The sequence below is a fragment of the Streptomyces sp. AM 4-1-1 genome (genome assembly GCF_029167625.1).
In the GTDB taxonomy this organism is placed as follows: Bacteria; Actinomycetota; Actinomycetes; order Streptomycetales; family Streptomycetaceae; genus Streptomyces.
On sequence record NZ_CP119145.1, the window covers coordinates 190,287 to 209,421 of the forward strand.

18 protein-coding genes are annotated in these 19,135 nt (G+C 72.1%); 7 read left to right on the forward strand and 11 right to left on the reverse strand.

The features are described from left to right. Nucleotides 1–41: 41 nt before the first annotated feature. The 7 genes from PZB75_RS00910 to PZB75_RS00940 form a co-directional block, all read right to left on the reverse strand. Nucleotides 42–1,028 (reverse strand): xanthine dehydrogenase family protein subunit M, encoded by a 987-nt coding sequence (locus tag PZB75_RS00910; protein ID WP_275533345.1) that lies wholly within the window; start codon nucleotides 1,026–1,028, stop codon nucleotides 42–44. Further along, nucleotides 1,025–1,591: a 2Fe-2S iron-sulfur cluster-binding protein gene (locus PZB75_RS00915; RefSeq protein ID WP_275533346.1), complete on the reverse strand. Its 567-nt coding sequence runs from the start codon at nucleotides 1,589–1,591 to the stop codon at nucleotides 1,025–1,027. Before PZB75_RS00915 ends, PZB75_RS00910 begins: the two co-directional genes overlap by 4 nt. Nucleotides 1,592–1,832: 241 nt before the next feature. Next, nucleotides 1,833–2,231, reverse strand: coding sequence for a hypothetical protein (locus PZB75_RS00920; RefSeq protein ID WP_275533347.1), 399 nt, complete (start codon nucleotides 2,229–2,231; stop codon nucleotides 1,833–1,835). After that, nucleotides 2,228–3,226, reverse strand: coding sequence for an NrfD/PsrC family molybdoenzyme membrane anchor subunit (nrfD, locus tag PZB75_RS00925; RefSeq protein WP_275533348.1), 999 nt, complete (start codon nucleotides 3,224–3,226; stop codon nucleotides 2,228–2,230). The genes PZB75_RS00920 and nrfD overlap by 4 nt, the downstream gene beginning before the upstream one ends. Next, a complete protein-coding gene (locus PZB75_RS00930) occupies nucleotides 3,223–4,308 on the reverse strand; it encodes a 4Fe-4S dicluster domain-containing protein (RefSeq protein ID WP_275533349.1) in 1,086 nt (361 codons plus the stop codon). Before PZB75_RS00930 ends, nrfD begins: the two co-directional genes overlap by 4 nt. Continuing rightward, on the reverse strand, nucleotides 4,305–7,577 hold the full coding sequence (fdh, locus tag PZB75_RS00935) for a formate dehydrogenase (protein WP_275533350.1): 3,273 nt from the start codon (nucleotides 7,575–7,577) through the stop codon (nucleotides 4,305–4,307). The genes PZB75_RS00930 and fdh overlap by 4 nt, the downstream gene beginning before the upstream one ends. A gap of 193 nt (nucleotides 7,578–7,770) precedes the next feature. Next, complete coding sequence (locus tag PZB75_RS00940) at nucleotides 7,771–8,736, reverse strand: LLM class F420-dependent oxidoreductase (protein WP_275533351.1); 966 nt, start codon at nucleotides 8,734–8,736, stop codon at nucleotides 7,771–7,773. 88 nt (nucleotides 8,737–8,824) lie between these two features. On the opposite strand from PZB75_RS00940, the gene PZB75_RS00945 reads away from it, so the two are divergent. From PZB75_RS00945 to PZB75_RS00955, 3 genes are all read left to right on the forward strand, one after another. Beyond that, entirely contained in the window at nucleotides 8,825–9,178 is a 354-nt protein-coding gene (locus tag PZB75_RS00945; RefSeq protein ID WP_275533352.1) for a DUF6479 family protein, read from the forward strand. 120 nt (nucleotides 9,179–9,298) lie between these two features. Then, complete coding sequence (locus tag PZB75_RS00950) at nucleotides 9,299–10,213, forward strand: cation diffusion facilitator family transporter (RefSeq protein ID WP_275533353.1); 915 nt, start codon at nucleotides 9,299–9,301, stop codon at nucleotides 10,211–10,213. Nucleotides 10,214–10,336: 123 nt separating this feature from the next. Beyond that, nucleotides 10,337–11,161 carry a VOC family protein gene (locus PZB75_RS00955; RefSeq protein ID WP_275533354.1) on the forward strand — a complete coding sequence of 275 codons (825 nt, stop codon included), beginning with the start codon at nucleotides 10,337–10,339 and terminating at the stop codon, nucleotides 11,159–11,161. 174 nt (nucleotides 11,162–11,335) lie between these two features. On the opposite strand, the gene PZB75_RS00960 is transcribed toward PZB75_RS00955, so the two are convergent. Together PZB75_RS00960 and PZB75_RS00965 are read right to left on the reverse strand one after the other, a co-directional pair. Then, the gene (locus PZB75_RS00960; protein WP_275533355.1) at nucleotides 11,336–11,833 is read right to left on the reverse strand and encodes a DUF6328 family protein; all 498 of its coding nucleotides are present in this window, start codon (nucleotides 11,831–11,833) and stop codon (nucleotides 11,336–11,338) included. A 155-nt stretch (nucleotides 11,834–11,988) separates the two neighbouring features. Beyond that, nucleotides 11,989–12,384 (reverse strand): MerR family transcriptional regulator, encoded by a 396-nt coding sequence (locus PZB75_RS00965; RefSeq protein WP_275533356.1) that lies wholly within the window; start codon nucleotides 12,382–12,384, stop codon nucleotides 11,989–11,991. A gap of 149 nt (nucleotides 12,385–12,533) precedes the next feature. Between PZB75_RS00965 and PZB75_RS00970 the strand changes: the two genes are divergently transcribed. Beyond that, nucleotides 12,534–14,087, forward strand: coding sequence for a SulP family inorganic anion transporter (locus PZB75_RS00970; protein ID WP_275533357.1), 1,554 nt, complete (start codon nucleotides 12,534–12,536; stop codon nucleotides 14,085–14,087). Between the two features lie 263 nt (nucleotides 14,088–14,350). Here PZB75_RS00970 and PZB75_RS00975 read toward each other — a convergent pair whose 3' ends face one another. Beyond that, on the reverse strand, nucleotides 14,351–15,274 hold the full coding sequence (locus tag PZB75_RS00975) for a GNAT family N-acetyltransferase (protein WP_275538532.1): 924 nt from the start codon (nucleotides 15,272–15,274) through the stop codon (nucleotides 14,351–14,353). Between the two features lie 336 nt (nucleotides 15,275–15,610). After that, nucleotides 15,611–16,102, reverse strand: a complete 492-nt coding sequence (locus tag PZB75_RS00980) for a GNAT family N-acetyltransferase (RefSeq protein ID WP_275533358.1) — start codon at nucleotides 16,100–16,102, stop codon at nucleotides 15,611–15,613. Nucleotides 16,103–16,327: 225 nt separating this feature from the next. Here PZB75_RS00980 and PZB75_RS00985 point away from each other — a divergent pair, with 225 nt between their 5' ends. The 3 genes from PZB75_RS00985 (at nucleotide 16,328) to PZB75_RS00995 (ending at nucleotide 19,120) form a co-directional block, all read left to right on the forward strand. Next, nucleotides 16,328–16,906, forward strand: a complete 579-nt coding sequence (locus tag PZB75_RS00985) for a hypothetical protein (RefSeq protein ID WP_275533359.1) — start codon at nucleotides 16,328–16,330, stop codon at nucleotides 16,904–16,906. Continuing rightward, nucleotides 16,903–17,565, forward strand: coding sequence for a hypothetical protein (locus PZB75_RS00990; RefSeq protein WP_275533360.1), 663 nt, complete (start codon nucleotides 16,903–16,905; stop codon nucleotides 17,563–17,565). Before PZB75_RS00985 ends, PZB75_RS00990 begins: the two co-directional genes overlap by 4 nt. A 493-nt stretch (nucleotides 17,566–18,058) precedes the next feature. After that, nucleotides 18,059–19,120 (forward strand): acyl-CoA desaturase, encoded by a 1,062-nt coding sequence (locus PZB75_RS00995; RefSeq protein ID WP_275533361.1) that lies wholly within the window; start codon nucleotides 18,059–18,061, stop codon nucleotides 19,118–19,120. Nucleotides 19,121–19,135: the final 15 nt, after the last annotated feature.

Sequence of the window (19,135 nt, forward strand, 5' to 3'; positions counted from 1 at the left end):
CCGGACGGTGCGGCGTGGGCTCGGTCCCGGTGTCGGGGCGCTCAGGTGCGTGCGGTGAGTTCGGCCAGCGCGTCGACCGCGAGGTTGCGGGCGAGGGGCACCTTGAACGCGTTGTCGCGCAGTGGCCGGGCGGCGGCGAGTTCGGCGTCCACCGCGCGCTCGAAGGTGTCCTCGGTGGCGGGCGCGCCCCGCAGGACCTCCTCGGCGGCGCGGGCCCGCCACGGGCGGTGGGCGAGTCCGCCGAAGGCGAGCGCGGCGTCCTCGATCCGGCCGTCGCGCACGAGCAGCACCGCGGCGACGGAGGCCAGGGCGAAGGCGTACGAGGCGCGGTCGCGGGCCTTGCGGTAGAGGGAGACCGTGCCGAGCTGGCGCGGTGCGAGGACGACCTCGGTGATGAGTTCGCCCGGCCTGATCACCGTGTCCTGGTCGGGATTGTCGCCGGGCAGCCGGTGGAATTCCGTGACGGGCACGGCGCGTTCGCCGTCGGGGCCGTGCAGCAGCACCGTGGCGTCGAGCGCGGCCAGCGCGACGGCCATGTCCGACGGGTTGGTCGCGACGCAGTCCGCGGAGTGGCCGAGGACCGCGAGGTCGCGGTGGTGGCCCTCACGGGCCGGGCAGCCGGTGCCGGGGGACCGTTTGTTGCAGGGCTTGGAGGTGTCCTGGAAGTACGGGCATCGGGTGCGCTGCAGCAGGTTCCCGCCGGTCGTCGCGGTGTTGCGGAGCTGGCCCGAGGCGCCGGCCAGCAGTGCCTGGGAGAGGACGGGGTAGCGGGTGCGCACGGCGAGATGGGCGGCGAGGTCGCTGTTGCGCACGGTCGCGCCGATCCGCAGTCCCCCGCCGTCGGTCTCCGTCACCCGGTCCAGCGGCAGCCGGCTGACGTCGATGACCAGGTCCGGTGTCTCGACGCCGAGCTTCATCAGGTCGACGAGGTTGGTGCCACCGCCGAGGAACCTGGAACCGGGGTGGGCGGCGCCCGCGCGGACCGCCTCGACGGTGGAGCCCGCGCGCAGATAGGCGAAGGGTTTCACGGCGTCACGTCCTCGATCGCCTCGACGATGTGCGGATAGGCACCGCAGCGGCACAGGTTCCCGCTCATCCGCTCGCGGATCTCGGGCCTGTTGAGCGGCGCCGGGGTGGTGACGGGTTCGATGTCCGGGGTGGCGTGGGACGGGAAGCCGTCCGCCGCCTCGCCGAGCATCCCCACGGCGGAGCAGAGCTGACCGGGGGTGCAGTATCCGCACTGGAAGGCGTCCCGGTCGAGGAACGCCTGCTGCACCGGGTGCAGGTCCTCGCCGTCGGCCAGGCCCTCGACGGTGGTGATGCGGGAACCGTCGTACGCGACGGCGAACAGCAGACAGCTGTTGGCCCTGCGGCCGTCGACGAGGACCGTGCACGCTCCGCACTGACCGTGGTCGCAGCCCTTCTTGGCCCCCGCGAGTCCCAGGTGTTCGCGCAGGGCGTCCAGGACCGTGGTGCGGTGGTCGAGCGTCAGGGTGTGCTCGGTCCCGTTGACCCGCAGGGTCAGGGTGGAGCGGTCGTCGGTCACCGGCGGCTGCTCCGGGCCGTCCTCCCGCTGGCTGATGAGGTCCACTCGCTCGCACCTTTCAGAACCCGGCCGGAGCCGGTCCGGGCTGGTCGGACCGCGGTGGTGGAACCGGGCCGGCCGGGCCGCCGAAGCCGCCCCCGGCCGGTCCGGCCGGACCGGCCCGCCGACCGACCGGCCGGACCACACACGCGCGATTTGTCTATTTGATTACATTTTCATGGTCACTTGTCGTTTCCTCGGTACCGACACCCTCGGACCGGTGCCGGCACCCTCGGGCCCGCGTCGGCTACCGGCTCTCCAGCCGCAGCCGGACCTCCTGCTCCTGGTCCCCGGCCGCCGTCCCGATCACCCGCACGGTGAAGGCGTCGGCCAGGTGCTGGCGCAGCCGGTCGACGGCCCAGTAGCCGCCCTGTGCCTCGACCGTGACCGGCGCGGAGAGGGTCGCCGGTCCCGCGACCGCCTTCGTCCGGGAGACGTCGACCGTCGCGGCCCACACCGTGGGGTGACTCCTCGACTCCTCGTGCGGTACGTCCTCCGGCGCCCGGTCGGACGCGAAGGAGGTGCTCAGCACGGCGAAGACCGTCTGCGCGTCGCCCTCGGCGCAACCGCTGAGCGACACCGTCACGTCCCGGCTCTCCTTGCCGCTCCGGGCGCTGTCCTGGGCCTGTCCGTCGGTGCTGTTCACCGGGGTTCCTTCCGTTGGTGGTCGGGCTGTGGGTTCTCTCGTTGGGGGCCCACCGTGTAGACCGGGTCGTCGGCCGACGCGATGCCCGCCGCGAAGACCCCGAAGCGGGTGCACGCCGATCCGGCGAGCAGCGCGAGCCCCGCGCCGACGGCGGCCGCACGGCTGCGGTGCCCCAGCAGGGCGGCTCCCGCGGCGCCGACGGCGGTCAGGGCGCGGGCGGAGCGCAGCAGTGTCCCGGCCCGCCCCGTCCGGTAGGTCTCGGCGACCATGCCGAGCCGCCGTTCGGCGGCGCGTTCGGCGAGACCTTCGCACACGGCGGCGAGCACCGCGGCGTACCGGGCCGGGGTGTTCTCCCGGACCGGGGCGACGGCCAGGGCCATGCCCGCGGCGGCGGCCGTCGCCGATGCCCCGAAGAGGTACGGGAGTTCGCGGTGCGCGCCGTGCCAGGCGGGTACGGCGGTGTCGGCGGCCAGGACGGCGGTGTACGTCGCCACGGCGGGCCCGAAGAGGGCTGCCGCCCCGGTCGCGGCGGCGCCCGCCCTGGGCAGCCGGCCGGTGACCGCGCACAGGGCGGCGCCGCCCGCCGCCGGACCGTAGACGGACAGCAGCCAGGAGCCGACGCTCATCGGCGAGGTCGGTTTGAAGACCCTCAGCATGTTGGGGAATCTGCTGGGCCGGCCCAGGTCGTGGACGAGCGCGGCGGCGGAGAGGCCGATGGTCACGACGGAGGAGACCTTCATCGCGGTGGCCGTCACCGGCCGGCCGGACAGGTGCGCCCCGGCGGCGAGCACCGAACCCGCGCCCGCGAGCCCGCCGAGGAAGAAGTATCCGGCGATGTCCTGCGCCGACCAGGCGGGGGCCTTGATCACCGGGCGCCCGTAGTACGACCCGAACTCGGCGCGCGGCACCATCAGTTCCTCGCCGCGCCGCCGCTTGCGCCTGCCCCCGCGCCCGCGCCCACGCGTGCGGTCGTCCGTCCGTCCGGGGTCGCTCATCGCTGTCCTTTCCGCCTGGTGAGCACGGGCAGGGCGAAGGAGAGCGTCAGGCCGCCGACGAGGGAGAGCGCCGCGATCCCCGCGTGCCGCCACATGGCGGGCAGGTCACGGGTGGTGACCACGGGTGCCGGTGGCAGCCCGTAGACCTCGGGCTCGTCCAGCAGCAGGAAGAACGCGCCGTCCCCGCCGACCCCGTTGCCGGGGTCCTCGCCGTACAGCCGGGCCTCCGGGACCCCGGCCTCGTGGAGTTGCCCGACCCGCAGGGCCGCCCGCTCGCGCAGTTCGTCGAGCGGGCCGAACTGGATGGATTCGGTGGGGCAGGCCTTCGCGCAGGCCGGTTCCTGACCGGCGCCGAGCCGGTCGTAGCACATCGTGCACTTGAACGCCCGCCCGTCGGTGGGGCGTTGCTCGATCACGCCGTAGGGACAGGCGGGGACGCAGTATCCGCAGCCGTTGCAGATGTCCTCCTGGACGACGACCGTGCCGAACTCGGTGCGGAACAGCGATCCGGTGGGACAGACGTCCAGGCAGGCGGCGTGGGTGCAGTGCTTGCAGACGTCCGAGGACATCAGCCAGCGGGTGCCCTCGGCCGCGACGCCGGTCCCGGTGACGGCCGTGTCCCCCGGCCCGGTACCCGTACCGCATCCGCACCCGCCGGCCCCGCCCGAGCCGCATCCGCCGCCCCCGTCCGGACCGTCTCCGCCGGCCGTGCCGGACCGGGGCCCGCAGCCGCAGCCAGCGCCGTCGGCGGTCGTGGGCCCGGTCCCGGCGAGCGGGAGTTCGGTGCGTCCGCCCGCGACGGGCTCCTCGGGCCGCTCGTCCCGGACCGGCTTCGGCTGTTCGATGAAGGCGACATGACGCCAGGTGGACGCGCCGAGGCCGCCCGTGTTGTCGTACGACATGCCGGTCAGCGGTCCCCCGTCCGCCGGGATCGCGTTCCACTCCTTGCAGGCGACCTCGCACGCCTTGCAGCCGATGCAGACCGAGGTGTCGGTGAAGAAGCCGACCCTCGGCGGGGCGTCCCGGTGGCCCGCGTCGCCCGCCGGGTCCGCCTCCGGCCCGCTGAACAGGTTGTCCCTCACGCCCGGTCCTCCGTTCCGGTCGTCGCCGTGATGCCCGCCCGGCGCCGGTAGTCGGCGACGAGTTCCGGCAGGGCCGGACCCCGGGGGCGGCGCCCCGGCCTGATGTCGGCGGTGAGCGCCTTGTCCTCCTGGATGAGGGCGTTGGGGTCGAGGGCGATGGCGACGAGTTCGTTGGCGGCGTCCCCGGTGGCGATCCCGTTGGGTCCCCAGTGGAACGGCAGACCGATCTGGTGGACCGTGCGGCCCTGGACGGTCAGCGGGGTGATCCGCCGGGTGACCATCACCCGCGCCTCGACGGCGTTGCGCGCGGTGATGATCGTCGCCCAGCCGCCGTGTTCGAGGCCGCGTTCGGTGGCGAGCTGCGGGGAGATCTCGCAGAAGAACTCCGGCTGCAGTTCGGCCAGGAAGGGGGTCCAGCGGCTCATGCCGCCCGCGGTGAAGTGCTCGGTGAGGCGGTGGGTGGTGACGACGTACGGGTAGACGTCGGCGCCGGGCTCGTTCCCGCTGGGGTGGTAGCGGTTGCCCTCCCTCGGGTGGAGCTTCCGGACCGGCGACCGCGACTGCTCCGGGTGGAGGGCACTGGTGAACGGCGAGTCCTGCGGTTCGTAGTGCGTGGGCAGCGGGCCGTCCTCCAGCCCGGCGGGCGCGTAGAGCCAGCCCTTTCCGTCGGCCTGCATGATGAACGGGTCGTCGCCGCGCAGCGCGTCGGGCCCGGTCGCGTCGTCGTCGGGCACGTGGTCGGGGGCCCGGTCCGGTACGAAGTCCGGGACGTCCCGGCCGGTCCAGCGGCCGTCGACCTCGTCCCACCACACGTACGCCTTGCGGTCGCTCCACGGGGTGCCGTCGGGGGCCGCGGACGCGCGGTTGTAGAGGATACGGCGGTTGGCCGGCCAGGCCCACGCCCATTCGGCGGCCACCCAGTCCTGTTCGCTCTGCGGCTTGCGGCGGGCGGCCTGGTTGACCCCGTCCGCGTACACCCCGCAGTAGATCCAGCAGCCGCAGGTGGTCGATCCGTCGTCCTTCAGCTCGGTGTACGCGGAGAGCGGGGCGCCGTCCGGACCGTGGCCGTTGATCTCGGCCAGCACGGCCGCGGCCACGGGTTCACGCAGCGGGCCGTCGACCGGGTAGTCCCAGGTCAGGTCCTGCAGCGGGCGGTCCATCGGGTCGGTGGAGGAGGCCAGCCGCTCCTTGATGCGGCGGCCCAGGTGGTACATGAACCACAGGTCGCTGCGGGCGTCCCCGGCCGGTTCGACGGCGGCGTGGTGCCATTGCAGCCAGCGGTTGGTGTTGGTGAAGGACCCGGACTTCTCGGTGTGCGCGGCGGCCGGGAAGAAGAACACCTCGGTACCGATCCGGTCGGTCTCCATCTCACCGGTCTCGATCTCCGGCCCGTCCTGCCACCAGGTCGCGGACTCGATGAGGGAGAAGTCGCGGACGACGAGCCAGTCCAGCTCAGCCATGCCGAGCCGTTGCAGCCGGGTGTTGGCGGAGCCGACCGCCGGGTTCTCCCCCATCAGGAAGTAGCCCTTGCAGATGCCGTCGAGCTGCGCCAGGACCGTTTCGTACGTCGCGTGGGAGCCGGTCAGCCGGGGCAGATGGTCGAAGCAGAAGTCGTTGTCGGCGGTGGCCGCCTCGCCGTAGTACGCCTTGAGCAGGCTGACGAAGTACGCCCGCATGTTCCCCCAGAAGCCCTTCTCGGTGCGGCTGGCCCGGATGAAGGCGTCCAGGTCCTCGTCGGGGTGGGCGTGCGGCATGGGCAGATAGCCGGGCAGCAGGTTGAACAGGGTCGGGATGTCGCTGGAGCCCTGGATCGAGGCGTGGCCGCGCAGCGCCTGGATGCCGCCGCCGGGCCGGCCGATGTTGCCCAGCAGGAGCTGGAGGACGCTGGCGGCCCGGATGTACTGGGAGCCGACCGAGTGCTGGGTCCATCCGACCGCGTAGGCGAAGGCGCTGGTGCGGTCGCGTCCCGAGTTCGAGGTCAGCGCGTCGCACACCTGGAGGAAGAGGTCGCGGGGGACTCCGCAGACGTCCTCGACCAGTTCGGGGGTGTAGCGGGCGTAGTGACGCCTGAGGACCTGGTAGACGCAGCGGGGGTGCTGGAGGGTCTCGTCGCGGGGGGCGCGTCCGGCGGTCTGGGCTCCGCCGGAGCCGTGGGCCTCGGAGCCGGCGGCGCCGTGCAGGTGGTCGTGCGTCCCGCTCTTCCCGGACCGGTCCTCGTACTGCTGGTCGACGTCCCCGGCCGGTGCCTGGACCTCGGCGCCCTGGTACTGCCAGCTCTCCGGGTCGTACTGGTGCCGTTCGCGGTCCAGGCCGGAGAAGACCCCGTCGAGGTCCTCGGTGTCGCGGAAGTCCTCGCCGACCAGGGTGGCCGCGTTGGTGTAGGCGAGGACGTACTCGCGGAAGTCCTTCCCCTCGGTGAGGACGTGGTTGATGATGCCGCCGAGGAACGCGATGTCGCTGCCGGCCCGGATCGGCACGTGCAGGTCGGCCAGGGCGCTGGTGCGGGTGAAGCGCGGATCGACATGGATGACGCGCGCCCCGCGCGCCTTCGCCTCCATCACCCACTGGAAGCCGACCGGGTGGGCCTCGGCGAAGTTGGAGCCCTGGATGACGATGCAGTCGGAGTGCTGGAGGTCCTGCATGAAGGTGGTCGCCCCGCCGCGCCCGAACGAGGTGCCGAGTCCGGCGACGGTCGAGCTGTGGCAGACCCTGGCCTGGTTCTCCACCTGCACCACGCCGAGCCCGGTGAACAGCTTCTTGATGAGGTAGTTCTCCTCGTTGTCGAGGGTGGCGCCGCCGAGGCTGGCGATGCCGAGCGTGCGTGCCGTACGCAGCCCCTCGTGCTCCCACTCCCATGTCCGGCGCCGGGTCTCGATCACCCGGTCGGCGACCATGTCCATGGCCGTCTCCAGGTCGAGCGGTTCCCAGTCGGCCGCGTAGGGGCGGCGGTGGAGGACCTGGTGGCGGCGGGACGAGCCGGTGGTGAGCTGGAGGGTGGCCGAGCCCTTGGGGCACAGCCTGCCCCGGCTGATCGGTGAGTCGGGATCGCCCTCGATCTGCACGACCCGGTCGTCCTTGACGTACACCTGCTGCCCGCAGCCGACCGCGCAGTACGGGCAGACGGACCGTACGACGCGGTCGGCGGTGTCGGTGCGCGGCCGGAGGTTCTCGGTGGGCGGCGACATCGCCGCGCGGCCCCTGCCCAGGCGGTCACCACCGGTCAGCTGTCGGTAGACCGGCCAGCGGCCGAGCGGATTCGGCACTCCCATCGCGTCCTCCAGCGATTCGCGGATTCTCTACAGGCTCACCCCGCGGCTGGGTGTCTGCGACACGGAGCGGTCCGTCGGTGGCCGCCCTCCGGAGCCGCGGACGGCCGGCCGGGTCCGTCCCGGCCCGGCCGGTCCGGCAGAGGCTGAGGGGCCGCGTACCCGCTCGGGGGAGCTGAAACCTGTCCGAAGCCCCTCAGAGTTCGCGCAGGGCCGGAAGGAGAGTCCGCTGCGCCCATTCGAGGAACGGCCGCTGGTGGTCGCCGCCGATCTGGACCAGTGCGATCTCCGTGAAGCCCGCGTCGCTGTAGGCGCGTACGGCGTCGACGAACGCGTCCACGTCGTCGCCGCACGGGACCGCGTCCGCGATGTCGTCCCGGCGGACGAGTTCCGTCGCCTGGGCGAAGCTCGAAGGGCCGGGGAGCTCCGAGTTGACCTTCCAGCCGCCTACGGACCAGCGGAACTGGTCGTGGGCCCGCGCGATCGCGGCGTCCCGGTCGGTGTCGTAACAGACCGGCAGCTGACCGACCCGGGGCTTCCCCGAGCCGCCGTGCCGGTCGAAGGCGGCCAGCAGCTCCTGCTCGGGTTCGGTCGCGATGACGAGGTCCGCGTGCTTTCCGGCGATCTCGCAGGACCGCTCCCCCGACACGGCGACGCCGATGGGCGGCGGCGCTTCGGGCAGGTCCCACAGCTTGGCGTTCTCCACGTCGAAGTGGGCGCCGTGGTGGTTGACGTATCCGCCGCCGAAGAGGGCCCGGATGATCTCCACGGCCTCCTCCAGCATCTCCAGCCGGACATGGGGCGACGGCCAGCCGGCCCCGACCACGTGCTCGTTGAGGTTCTCGCCGGACCCGAGTCCGAGCCGGAAGCGCCCCTCGGAGAGGAGTTGCAGCGTCGCCGCCTTCTGCGCCACCACCGCCGGGTGGTAGCGGGTGGTCGGGCAGGTCACGTACGTCATCAGCGGGATCGTGGTCGTCGCCTGGGCCGCCGCTCCCAGGACGGTCCACGCATACGGGGCGTGCCCCTGGGAACTCAGCCAGGGGAAGTAGTGGTCCGAGGTGACGGAGAAGTCGAAACCCGCCCGTTCCGCGCCCACCACGTCCTCGACGAGTGCGCGGGGCCCGGACTGCTCGGTCATCATCGTGTAGCCGATTTGCACCATGCGAAACGCTTTTCCGATCATCTCCCCTTAAAACATGAATTCGACGCAATGGCCGAGTGACACCCTTCCCCCGGGGTATCCGGCTTGCATGGATGTATCGAACAGAGCCCTCGCGTCCCCGGCCGTCGAACTCGCCCTGGGACGCAGCACGCTGGGGGCGGTGCTGGGCATCATCGGAGTGGTCCTGGTGGGCACGCTGATCGGAGCGGTCTGGCTGGGGAGGCGGCGCCGGGCCCAGGAGTTGCCGGCGCCCCGGCCGGACGAACAGCCGCCCCGGCCGGACCACCGCGCCCATATCGAGGAGCGCGACGTCCACGGCGACGACGCCTTCCCGGCGGACGGCAAGGGGCTCTCCCCGTACGAGCTGGGTGATCACGGCAACGAGACCATCCGGCACGCCGACGACACGACGCCTCCCCGGGACGACGGGACGCGCGACTGACCGCACCGGCCGCACGCCCCGCGCGGGGTTCCGGCCGGTCGCGGCGCTCCGGCGCCTCGCCCGGCACCGGTCCACGGCGTCTCGTCAGGCACCGATCCGCACATCATCCAGGGGGCCGTGGTGGACCACGCGCAGTCCGATCGGAAGACCCGGGTCACCGTCCTGGTGGCGCTGGCGGCGAATCTGCTGATCGCGGTGGCGAAGGCGGTCGGCGGTCTCTTCTCGGGGTCCCCCGCGCTGCTCTCCGAGGCGGCTCACTCGGTCGCGGACAGCATGAACGAGATCTTCCTGCTGACCGCGCTCAGCCGAAGCCGTCGGCCGGCCGACGTCCGTCATCCGTTCGGCTACGGCATGGAGCGCTACTTCTGGTCGTTGCTCGCCGCCGTCGGGATCTTCGTCATGGGTGGCTGCTTCTCGTTCTTCCAGGGCTTCGAGGCGTTCCGCAGTGACAAGCAGGAGTCCCCGACCGGCTACACCGCAGGACTGATCGTGCTGGGCGTCGCTCTGCTCGCCGAGGGCAGCTCGCTGGTCCGCGCCCTGCTCCAGGCGCGGGCCGAGGGCAGCGGGGTCCGCGATCCGGCGCTGCGCACCGTCATCGCCGAGGACAGCACAGCCGTCCTCGGTGTCGTCCTGGCCATGGCGGGCATGTCACTCCACTGGGCCACGGGCGATGTGGCCTGGGAGGCGTCCGCCTCGCTCGGCATCGGACTGCTGCTGGTGTTCGTCGCGTTCCGGCTCGGCCGGGACGCCCGTGACCAGCTGATCGGCGAGTCGGTCGCTCCGGAACTGCGTGATCACATCCGTGAACTCCTGGACGAGCAGCCGGAGATCGACAATGTGGCGGCCCTGCTCACCATGCGGCTGGGCCTGGACTCGGTGCTGGTGGCGGCCCGGGTGGACCTCGCTCCCGGTATCGACAGCGAAGAGGTCGAGCAGGTCTGCGTACGGATCAAGGAGGCCGTCGTCGAGAAGTGGCCGGAGGCCGACCACGTCTTCCTCGACATCACGAACGCGCCGCCGCACGGCGGTGTCTGAGCGGACGGGTGCCGCCCCGGCAGGTGTTGCGGCGACGCCCGCCCCACCCGAGGCTGGAAAGGGACGCCACCGCCGTCCGACCGCGTACATTCAGCGCTCCGACCCCACGGAGGCAGTTCGACCATGACCGGACGAAGCGAACCGAAGGCTTCCGCGGCGACCCCCTTGACCGGAGCGTCCGCACCCTGCTGGGTCAATCTGATGACCAGGGACCTGGCGGCGGCCCAGCGGTTCTACGGTTCCGTGCTCGGCTGGACGTTCCGCCCGACCAGGCTGGGTGACGAATTCGCGGTGGCCCGCCGTGACGGTGTGCCCGTCGCGGGGATCGGCGCGGTGGCGACCGCCTACCAGGTCGCCGTGGCCTGGACCCCGTACTTCGCGGTGGCGGACGCGGATGTGGCGGCCTCCCGCATCCGGGAGCGCAGCGGCACGGTGGCCGTGGGCCCGCTCGCGCTCGGCAAGGGACGCGGCGCGCTGGCGTCGGACCGCCAGGGAGCGGTGTTCGGCATCTGGGAGCGGACCGGGGCCGCCACGTCGCCGCCCGCCGCGGACGACCAGTCGCACGCCTGGCTGCGGCTGCGCACCAGGGACACCTTCGACGCGGCGATCTTCTACGGCGAGGTGCTGGGCTGGGCGAGCGACCGCCCCGGCGCCTGCGAGGTCTCGTACGTGCGGGACGAGGTCGTCGTGGTCTGCGCCGGGCGGCAGCTGGCCCGGATCAGCTCCGGCGCGGTCGAGGCGGCCGGTGACCCGATGGTGCGCCCGCGCTGGCAGGTCCACTTCCCCGTCGACGACGTGGCGGCGGTGTCGGCGGCGGCCCGCGAGCACGGCGGCACGGTGATCGAACGGCGGCCCCTCGCGCAGGGCACGCAGGCGACCCTGCGCGACCCGGACGGCGGCCTCTTCACCGTCACCGACGTCCCGAACCCCACCGTGCTCACGGACTGACACCCCACCGTGCTCACGGACTGACACCGCACGGTCCTCACGGACCGGCATCTCGCGGTCCTCGCGGACCGGCACCGCGCGCCGGAGAGCTGTTCCGGGGGTGAGGGGCCGCTGTCCCGGGACCGGTTCCGCGCGGCGTTCGGCCGACGGGCCCTGGCCGGTTCCGCACGGCGATCAGTCGTCGTCGCCGTTCCCGGAGCGGGCCAGTGCCCAGGCCGGGAACACGAACCAGCACACGACGAACCACAGCGCCATGCCGCCGACCAGCCAGAGGGCGAGGGTGTTGTGCAGCGCCACCCGCATGATGAGCAGCAGGGTCGAGCACATCGTGCAGAGGAGCAGCACGAGTCCGAGGACGGTCAGCCGCGACGCCCAGATGACGGTCTGCGGTTTCATGCGGCGACCGGTCAGCAACCGGTGGTACGACACCGGTGCGATCAGCGCGGCGGCCGTGGCCGAGCCGAGGATCACGGTGACGACGTAGATGGTGAGATCGGCCGGCGCCAGATCGGCGAAGCGGGACTGGAACACGACGGCGAGCAGAAAACCGAAGAGGATCTGCACACCGGTCTGGGCGACGCGCAGTTCCTGGAGCAGTTCGGTCCACTGGCGGTCGGCACGCTCCTCCGCCGTTTCCTGCCGGCCGTTGCCACCGTCGCGGGATATGTCCATGGGGGATCTCGGGCTCACCGTAATGCCTCGCTCTCGGCGTACGCGGAGTACTCCGCGTTCCCTGCCCGGTCACCGTTGAACCTCCGGGGCACGACGTCCTCGCGCCCCCTTCCCCCTCCCTTCCCTCCGTCCCTTCCGCCGGGAGCGGTGGTGTCTCAGGAGGGGCGGAGCCGGCCGCGCAGGGTGTCGGCGAACTCCTCGGCCCGCGACAGCTGGGTCCGCAGATGCGCCACCCGCTCCGCGGCGGCCCGTTCGAAGTGGCGTACCCGCTCCAGCAGCGCCGCCCGTTCGGCCCCGGTGACCGGGTCGCCGGAGTCCAGGCGGTCGGTGGCCGCGAGCAGGTCGCGCATCTCGTCGAGCGTGAACCCCAGCGGCTTCATGCGCCGGATGAGCATGAGGCGGGCGACATCGTCCTCGGTGTAGAGCCGGAAACCGCCCTGGGAGCGGGCCGAGGGCGTGACCAGCCCGGCCTCGTCGTAGTGCCGGATCGTCCGCAGCGACAGCTCGGTCCGCGCGGCGACCTCACCGATCCGCAGATGCGCGTCGCTCATGTCCGTCCACTCCCCGCGTTCCCGCTTCCCCCACGAACCTTGTGGCTCGCGGCGGGCCCTGAGACCTCGGTGTCTTCCGAAGAGATCTCGTGACTCGACGGCTCGGTCTCTACCCTAACGTCAGGGTAGAGTCCGGGTTTCCCGCATCCATGTCCCGCCCGCCGTGTGTCCGGCGCGCGGTGGCCCGAGCACGACAGGTCCCTTCCCTCTTGCTGTCCTCCCCCGCACGGTCCCTGAAGCCGCCGTCCCTCGATGCCTTCACCCCGAAGGTGCTGCGCACCGAGGTGCTGGCCGGACTGGTCGTCGCACTGGCGCTGATCCCCGAGGCGATCTCCTTCTCGATCATCGCCGGGGTCGATCCCCGGGTCGGTCTGGTCGCCTCGTTCACGATGGCGGTCACCATCTCCGTCGTCGGCGGCCGGCCCGCCATGATCTCCGCGGCGACCGGCGCCGTCGCACTGGTCATCGCTCCGCTCAACCGGGAGTACGGTTTCGGCCATCTCGTCGCGGCGGTCATCCTGGGCGGGGTCATCCAGATCGTGCTGGGCGCGCTGGGAATCGCGAAGCTCATGCGCTTCGTACCGCGCAGCGTGATGGTCGGTTTCGTGAACGCGCTGGCCATTTTGATCTTCATGGCCCAGGTCCCGGAGATGCGTGACGTGCCCTGGGCGGTGTATCCGCTGATCGCGGGCGGGCTCGCGCTGATGGTGTTCTTCCCGAGGCTCACCCGGGTGGTCCCGGCGCCGCTGGTCTCCATCGCGGTCCTCACATCGATCACGGTGGCCGCGGGGATCGCCGTGCCCACCGTCGGCGACAAGGGGGCCCTGCCGTCCGCGCTGCCGGTGCCGGGGCTGCCCGACGTGCCGTTCACGCTCGACACCCTGACGACGATCGCGCCGTACGCGCTCGCCATGGCGCTGGTCGGGCTGATGGAGTCACTGATGACGGCCACGCTGGTCGACGATCTCACCGACACCCGGTCCAGCAAGACCCGTGAGTCCGTCGGACAGGGCATCGCCAATGTGGTCACCGGGTTCTTCGGCGGGATGGGGGGCTGCGCGATGATCGGCCAGACCATGATCAACGTGCGGGTGTCGGGCGCCAGGACCCGGCTGTCCACGTTTCTCGCGGGCGCCTTCCTGATGGTGCTGTGCGTCGTCTTCGGGCCGGTCGTCTCGGACATTCCGATGGCCGCGCTGGTCGCCGTGATGGTGATGGTGTCGGTGGCGACCTTCGACTGGCACTCGGTCGCGCCCCGCACCCTGCGCCGGATGCCCGCCGGGGAGATCGGCGTCATGGTGATCACCGTGGTCTGCGTGGTCGCCACCCGGAACCTCGCCATCGGTGTGGTGATCGGCAGCCTCACCGCCGTGGTGATCTTCGCGAAGCGCGTCGCCCGGCTGGTGCGGGTCACCTCCGTGACCGACCCGGACGGTTCCTCGGTGGTGTACGCCGTCACGGGTGAGCTCTTCTTCGCGTCCTCCAACGACCTGGTGACACGCTTCGACTACGCGGGCGACCCCGGCCGGGTGGTGATCGACCTGTCCGCGACCCGCGTCTGGGACGCGTCGTCGGTCGCCGCGCTGGACGCCGTCACCGCCAAGTACGCCGAGCGCGGGAAGACCGTCGAGATCACCGGGCTCGACGAGGACAGCGCCAGGCTGCACTCCACGCTGAGCGGCGAACTCACCTCGGGGCACTGAGCGCACACCGCCAGGGCACGGGCGGGCGCTGACGGCGCCGGCGGCACCGGACCGGGCCCAGGTGGCCCCGAAGCGGAGAAGCCGGGGAAGAAGGACAGCGACGCCACGCGAGCGAGACGCGGACCCTGGCGGTCGGGCGGTAGCGGGCGCGGCACCGTACGGGGGATGTGCGCGGCCCACGGTCGGGACACGGTCCGGTCGGGACACGGTCCGGTCGGGACGTGGGTGGTGGGGACACCGTCCGCGGTGTCCCCACCTCACGATCAGCACCAGTTCATCTTGATCTCACGCTCGAAATTGAGGTATCCGGCGCGGCGGAAGGCCTCCGCCATCGGAATGTTGCCGAGGTCCGTGGACGCGCGGATGCGGGGGACGCCCTCCGCGGCGAGGACTCGGGTCCCCTCGGCGAGGAGGTCGTCGACGTAGCCGTTGCCGCGGTGCTCGGGCAGCACCCCGATGTAGGCGATGATCGGGTTGTAGGCATTGCGGGCCGGAATGACGAACCCCACCGGCTCTCCCCCGGGCAGGGCCGCGATCCGCCACCAGTCCCGCGGGCTCGGATACCGCGCGAGTTCGTCCTCGTACTGTTCGACGGCTGCTTCATGGGCAGGCATCCGGGTCAGTTCGGCACGGCTGTGCGCGTCCAGCGTTCCGTCGAGGACCGAGGCCATCAGCGCCACGAGTTCCTTGCCGTCGTCGACCGGCCGGAACGCGAGGCGCCCGCCGGGTTCGGGAACCGGCGCCTCGGGGCGCCACTCCAGTCGCAGTCGTTCGACGAAGGGCCGGGCCCCCACTCCTTCCAGTACCGCCATGCGGTCTTGGACGACTCGTGCGGTCATCGCGTTCTCACGCCAGTCCGGCGGGGCGAACCGGCTGTACTCAGGGGGGTGCGCCCCGTCCGGCAGGACAGCGGCCATCGCGGTGCGCAGGAGTCGTACCCCTGTGTCCACCTGGCCGGAATCCGGAGCGCCGTCCTCGATGTCGAGGACGTCCAGGATGAGTGGCGCGTCATCGGCCGCCCGGCCCCACCAGGCCACCCTGGCCAGCAGGCGGTCACCACGCAGGGCGACCCACATCCATTCCGGACGGCGACGGCCGGCGGCGAGATCGTTCGCCAGTTCCCCGTTGAGGGTGTAGGGCAGCCGGGAGAACAGGTCGAGTTCTTCGCGTCCGGTGATCGGACGCATGGTCAGGTCGTTCGTTTTCACGGTCAAGCACACTCCGGTGAAGGCGCCTGTCCGCTCCGGGGTCAGACGCGGTGCGCGCCCCGGGAGGACATGAGCGCGGTAATCCTGCGGATCATGGGCTTGTCCCTCCTCTCGCTGTCGTGGCCCCGCACCTCACGGTGCGGACGCAGAGGCAATCTCTATCCGGCCCACGGCCCCGCTCGCAACCCTTTTCGATCGTCGTGCTCACGACCGCGTCGAACGGCACGCCCCGGCGTGCCCGGCCTCGGGTCCCGGTCGGGATCGGAGGCAGCTCGGGGTCGGTCCGCGGTACGGGGAGGTGGCCGCCCCGCGCCGTCAGCCGACGGGGAGCACCAGCTCCGGGCGGTCCCACATGACGGCGGGCGGGTCGGCCGCCTCGGTTCCGACGCGCCGGGCCCCCACGCTGCGGTAGAAGCCCTCGGCGGGCGGGTGCGAGACGATCCGCACCTCGTCGAGCCCCGCGCGACGCGCCTCGTCCCGCAGATGACCGACGAGCAGCCGGCCGATCCCCAGTCCCTGAGCGTCGTCCGCGACGAACATCAGGTCGAGCTCCGGCGGGTCGAGGATCAGCGAGTAGAAGCCGAGCACCCGGTGCGAGGCGCTGTCGACGGCGACGAACACCCGGTGCGTCTCGACGTAGTCGGGCCCCACACGGTATCCGGCCACCATGGGCGCGTACGGCCCCTCGTAGGCACGGGAGGCCGTGACCAGCCGGGTGAGCCGTTTGGTGTCACGCGCGGTGGCCCGGCGCACCGACACGTCCTCGCGACGTGGGGCGCCACCCCTGGGCGTAATGCTCGATGTCATGTGGAGAGTATTACGCACGCTCCGGCGGTCCATCACGCGTGATCCGGCGCACGGACTCCCGCACTTCTCTCCGGAGCGGGACCGGCCTTGAACGGCGCGGGCGGGGTACACGACCTCCAGCACGGCATCCGGCAGCCCAGACATCGGCTCCGGTTACGGACGAAAGGGGTTGGTGAGAGTGGAACAGCACGACGCGACGACCGAGACCCGGCGGGGGCGGTGACCATGACGACTGTCGTGATCATCATCGTGGCGGTCCTGGTGGTGGCCGCCGGACTGTTCTTCGCCTTCGGCCGCACCCGGGGCGGACGCGGTCTGCGGAGCCGGTTCGGCCCCGAGTACGAGCGTGCCGTCGCCCGGCACGACGGTGACACCCATGCCGCCGAGCAGGAGCTCGGTGAACGGGTCAAGCGGTACGGCTCCCTCGACGAACGGCCGCTGTCGGCCGAGGCCCGCGCGGAGTACGCCGCGCGCTGGACCGAGCTTCAGGAGCAGTTCGTCGATTCGCCGCAGAACGCGGTCGCCGAGGCCGACGCGCTGCTGGCGCGTATGGCCAGGGACCGGGGTTTCCCGGACGCCGAGAACTTCGACGAGCAGATGGCGGCGCTGTCCGTGCACCGGGCCGAGCACGTCAACGGTTACCGCCGGGTCCACACGGCCCGGCGCGGCCAGACCGGTACGGAGGAGATGCGCGAGGCGCTGATCGAGGCCCGCGGTCTCTTCGACGCGCTGCTCTCGGACGGAACCAAGGTGCCGGCCCACGCCGGCGGGCACCACCCGACGAAGGAAAGTGGCACATCATGACGTACGAATCCGCACGCACCCCGCAGACCCCGGCGAATCGCGCCGGCCGCTCCGAGAACACCGGACGCTCCGAGAACGCCGGGCGGCGCGGTTCCGCCTCCAGGGCCCAGGGTCCGGAGGGCGCCGCGCCTCCCACCGTGCGCCCGATCCCGGGTGACCGGCCCGACGACCGGACGGATCTGCCCACCGAGCCCGGTACGGCGGGGACGGGAACCGACGGCGGTCACGACACGACCCGGCTGGACATACCGGGAGCGGGCGTCGGAGCGTCCGGCGCCGGACCGGACCAGGACGTCCACGAGGACGGGGCGCGGAAGCGGACCCCGTCGTCCCGGGACGGTCACCGCACCTCCGGACCGGCGGGGAACACGGACGGTGCCGGCGCGGCCGAGCCGCTGTTCCCCTCGGGCGAGCAGGACCAGCTCGCCGCGCGCCTCCAGCAGGCCGTCAGCGACTTCGTGGAGAGCCCGCGCCGGGCGGTCGAGGAGGCCGACCGCGCCTTCGACGAGATCGTCACGGGGCTGACGGACGCCCTCGCCCGACGCCGCGACGCCCTGCGGGCCGGGTGGCAGGGCCAGGACACCGAGGCACAGACGGAGGAACTGAGGATCGCGTTGCAGCGCTACCGCGAGAGCGCCGAACTGCTGCTCCGCGTCTGAACGAACACTCCGGCATCCCCGGCCCCGCCCCGGTGCGGCGCTCCTCCCCGAGCGCCGCACCGGGGCATGTCCGGCTCCGCGCGCGGCCGGAGCCACGGCCGTTCTCCCGCTCCGCGCCCCTCACCGTCCCGTCCCCCGTCCTTCACCGGCCCTTCCCGTACGCTTCACCGGTCCGGCCCGCGTTTGTGCGGGCGGTTATCATGGTGAACAAGACGCCCCAGCCCCTGGCTTCTGGCTGCCCCTCCCGCGGGCAGCGACCACCGGCCTCATCAGGGCCGCGGGTCCCAACCGGGGACGTCAGCGACCGTCACCGCGGCATCCGTCACGACGCCGCCGTGCTCCCGTCGCCTTCTCGACACCGCAGTGGCAGTGACCACTTCGGCAATCCGTACCCGGCATCTCGCGTCCCGCGACTCGCGTCGCCTCTCTCGTCCCGTACCAAACGTGGCACAGCGCGTGATCCGGTTCTTCTACTCGTTAGGGCGTTGACGGCATGACGATCCACACCTCCGGGGCCCCCACGGCCACCGCTCCCCCACGCGAATCGGGCAGCGACTTCGCCCGGCTGTCCAGGGCGATCACCGCGGACGGTCTGATGCGGCGGCGACCGGGCTACTACCTGGTGCGGATCTCGCTCGTCGCGCTGTTCTGCTCGGCGGGCTGGGCCGCCTTCGTCATGGTCGGTGACAGCTGGTGGACGCTCGCCCTGGCCGCCTTCCTCGCCGTGGTCTTCGGTCAGGTGGCCCTCGTCGCGCACGACATCGGTCACCGCCAGGTGTTCCGGCTGCGCCGGGCGAGCGAACGCACCGGGCGGATCGCCGGGAACCTCGTCATCGGGATGGGGTACGGCTGGTGGCAGGACAAGCACTCACGCCACCACGCCAACCCGAACCACGAGGAACTGGACCCGGACGTCAACCCCGACATCCTGGTGTGGAGCGCGCGCCAGGCACGGGTCGCCAAGGGGCTGCCCCGGCTGATCGGGCGCCACCAGGCGTACCTCTTCTTCCCGCTTCTCGCGCTGGAGGGCTTCAACCTCCATGTCGCGGGCGTACGCGCGCTGGCCGACCGGACCCTGAAGCAGCGCGGCGCGGAGGGCGGGCTGCTCCTCGCCCACTTCGCGCTCTATCTGACCGCGCTCCTCGTGGTGCTGCCGCCCGGCAAGGCCATCGCCTTCCTCGCCGTCCACCAGTGTCTGTTCGGGCTGTACCTGGGCTCCATCTTCGCCCCCAACCACAAGGGCATGCCCACTCTCACCGGCCAGGACCGGCCCGACTTCCTGCGGCGCCAGGTCCTCACGTCCCGCAACGTACGCGGCGGCTGGTTCACCGATGTGGCGCTCGGCGGGCTCAACTACCAGATCGAGCACCACCTCTTCCCCAGCATGCCGACCCCGCATCTGCGCAAGGCCCGCCCCATCGTCCAGCGGTACTGCCAGGAACTGGGTGTCCGTTACGTCGAGACGGGGCTGATCGGTTCCTACCGCCAGGCCCTGCGGAGCCTGCACGACGCGGGTGCCCCCCTGCGGGCCGCCGCCCGCGGCCAGGCGGGCTGACCGGGCGGGGCGCGG

Bases quoted from the DNA above. Each gene is read 5' to 3' on its own strand.
- nrfD (WP_275533348.1), bottom strand. From the start codon at position 3,226: ATGAGCGACCCCGGACGGACGGACGACCGCACGCGTGGGCGCGGGCGC.
- fdh (WP_275533350.1), bottom strand. From the start codon at position 7,577: ATGGGAGTGCCGAATCCGCTCGGCCGCTGGCCGGTCTACCGACAGCTG.
- PZB75_RS00940 (WP_275533351.1), bottom strand. From the start codon at position 8,736: ATGGTGCAAATCGGCTACACGATGATGACCGAGCAGTCCGGGCCCCGC.
- PZB75_RS00945 (WP_275533352.1), top strand. From the start codon at position 8,825: ATGGATGTATCGAACAGAGCCCTCGCGTCCCCGGCCGTCGAACTCGCC.
- PZB75_RS00955 (WP_275533354.1), top strand. From the start codon at position 10,337: ATGACCGGACGAAGCGAACCGAAGGCTTCCGCGGCGACCCCCTTGACC.
- PZB75_RS00960 (WP_275533355.1), bottom strand. From the start codon at position 11,833: ATGGACATATCCCGCGACGGTGGCAACGGCCGGCAGGAAACGGCGGAG.
- PZB75_RS00965 (WP_275533356.1), bottom strand. From the start codon at position 12,384: ATGAGCGACGCGCATCTGCGGATCGGTGAGGTCGCCGCGCGGACCGAG.
- PZB75_RS00970 (WP_275533357.1), top strand. From the start codon at position 12,534: ATGTCCCGCCCGCCGTGTGTCCGGCGCGCGGTGGCCCGAGCACGACAG.
- PZB75_RS00975 (WP_275538532.1), bottom strand. From the start codon at position 15,274: ATGCGTCCGATCACCGGACGCGAAGAACTCGACCTGTTCTCCCGGCTG.
- PZB75_RS00980 (WP_275533358.1), bottom strand. From the start codon at position 16,102: ATGACATCGAGCATTACGCCCAGGGGTGGCGCCCCACGTCGCGAGGAC.
- PZB75_RS00985 (WP_275533359.1), top strand. From the start codon at position 16,328: ATGACGACTGTCGTGATCATCATCGTGGCGGTCCTGGTGGTGGCCGCC.
- PZB75_RS00990 (WP_275533360.1), top strand. From the start codon at position 16,903: ATGACGTACGAATCCGCACGCACCCCGCAGACCCCGGCGAATCGCGCC.
- PZB75_RS00995 (WP_275533361.1), top strand. From the start codon at position 18,059: ATGACGATCCACACCTCCGGGGCCCCCACGGCCACCGCTCCCCCACGC.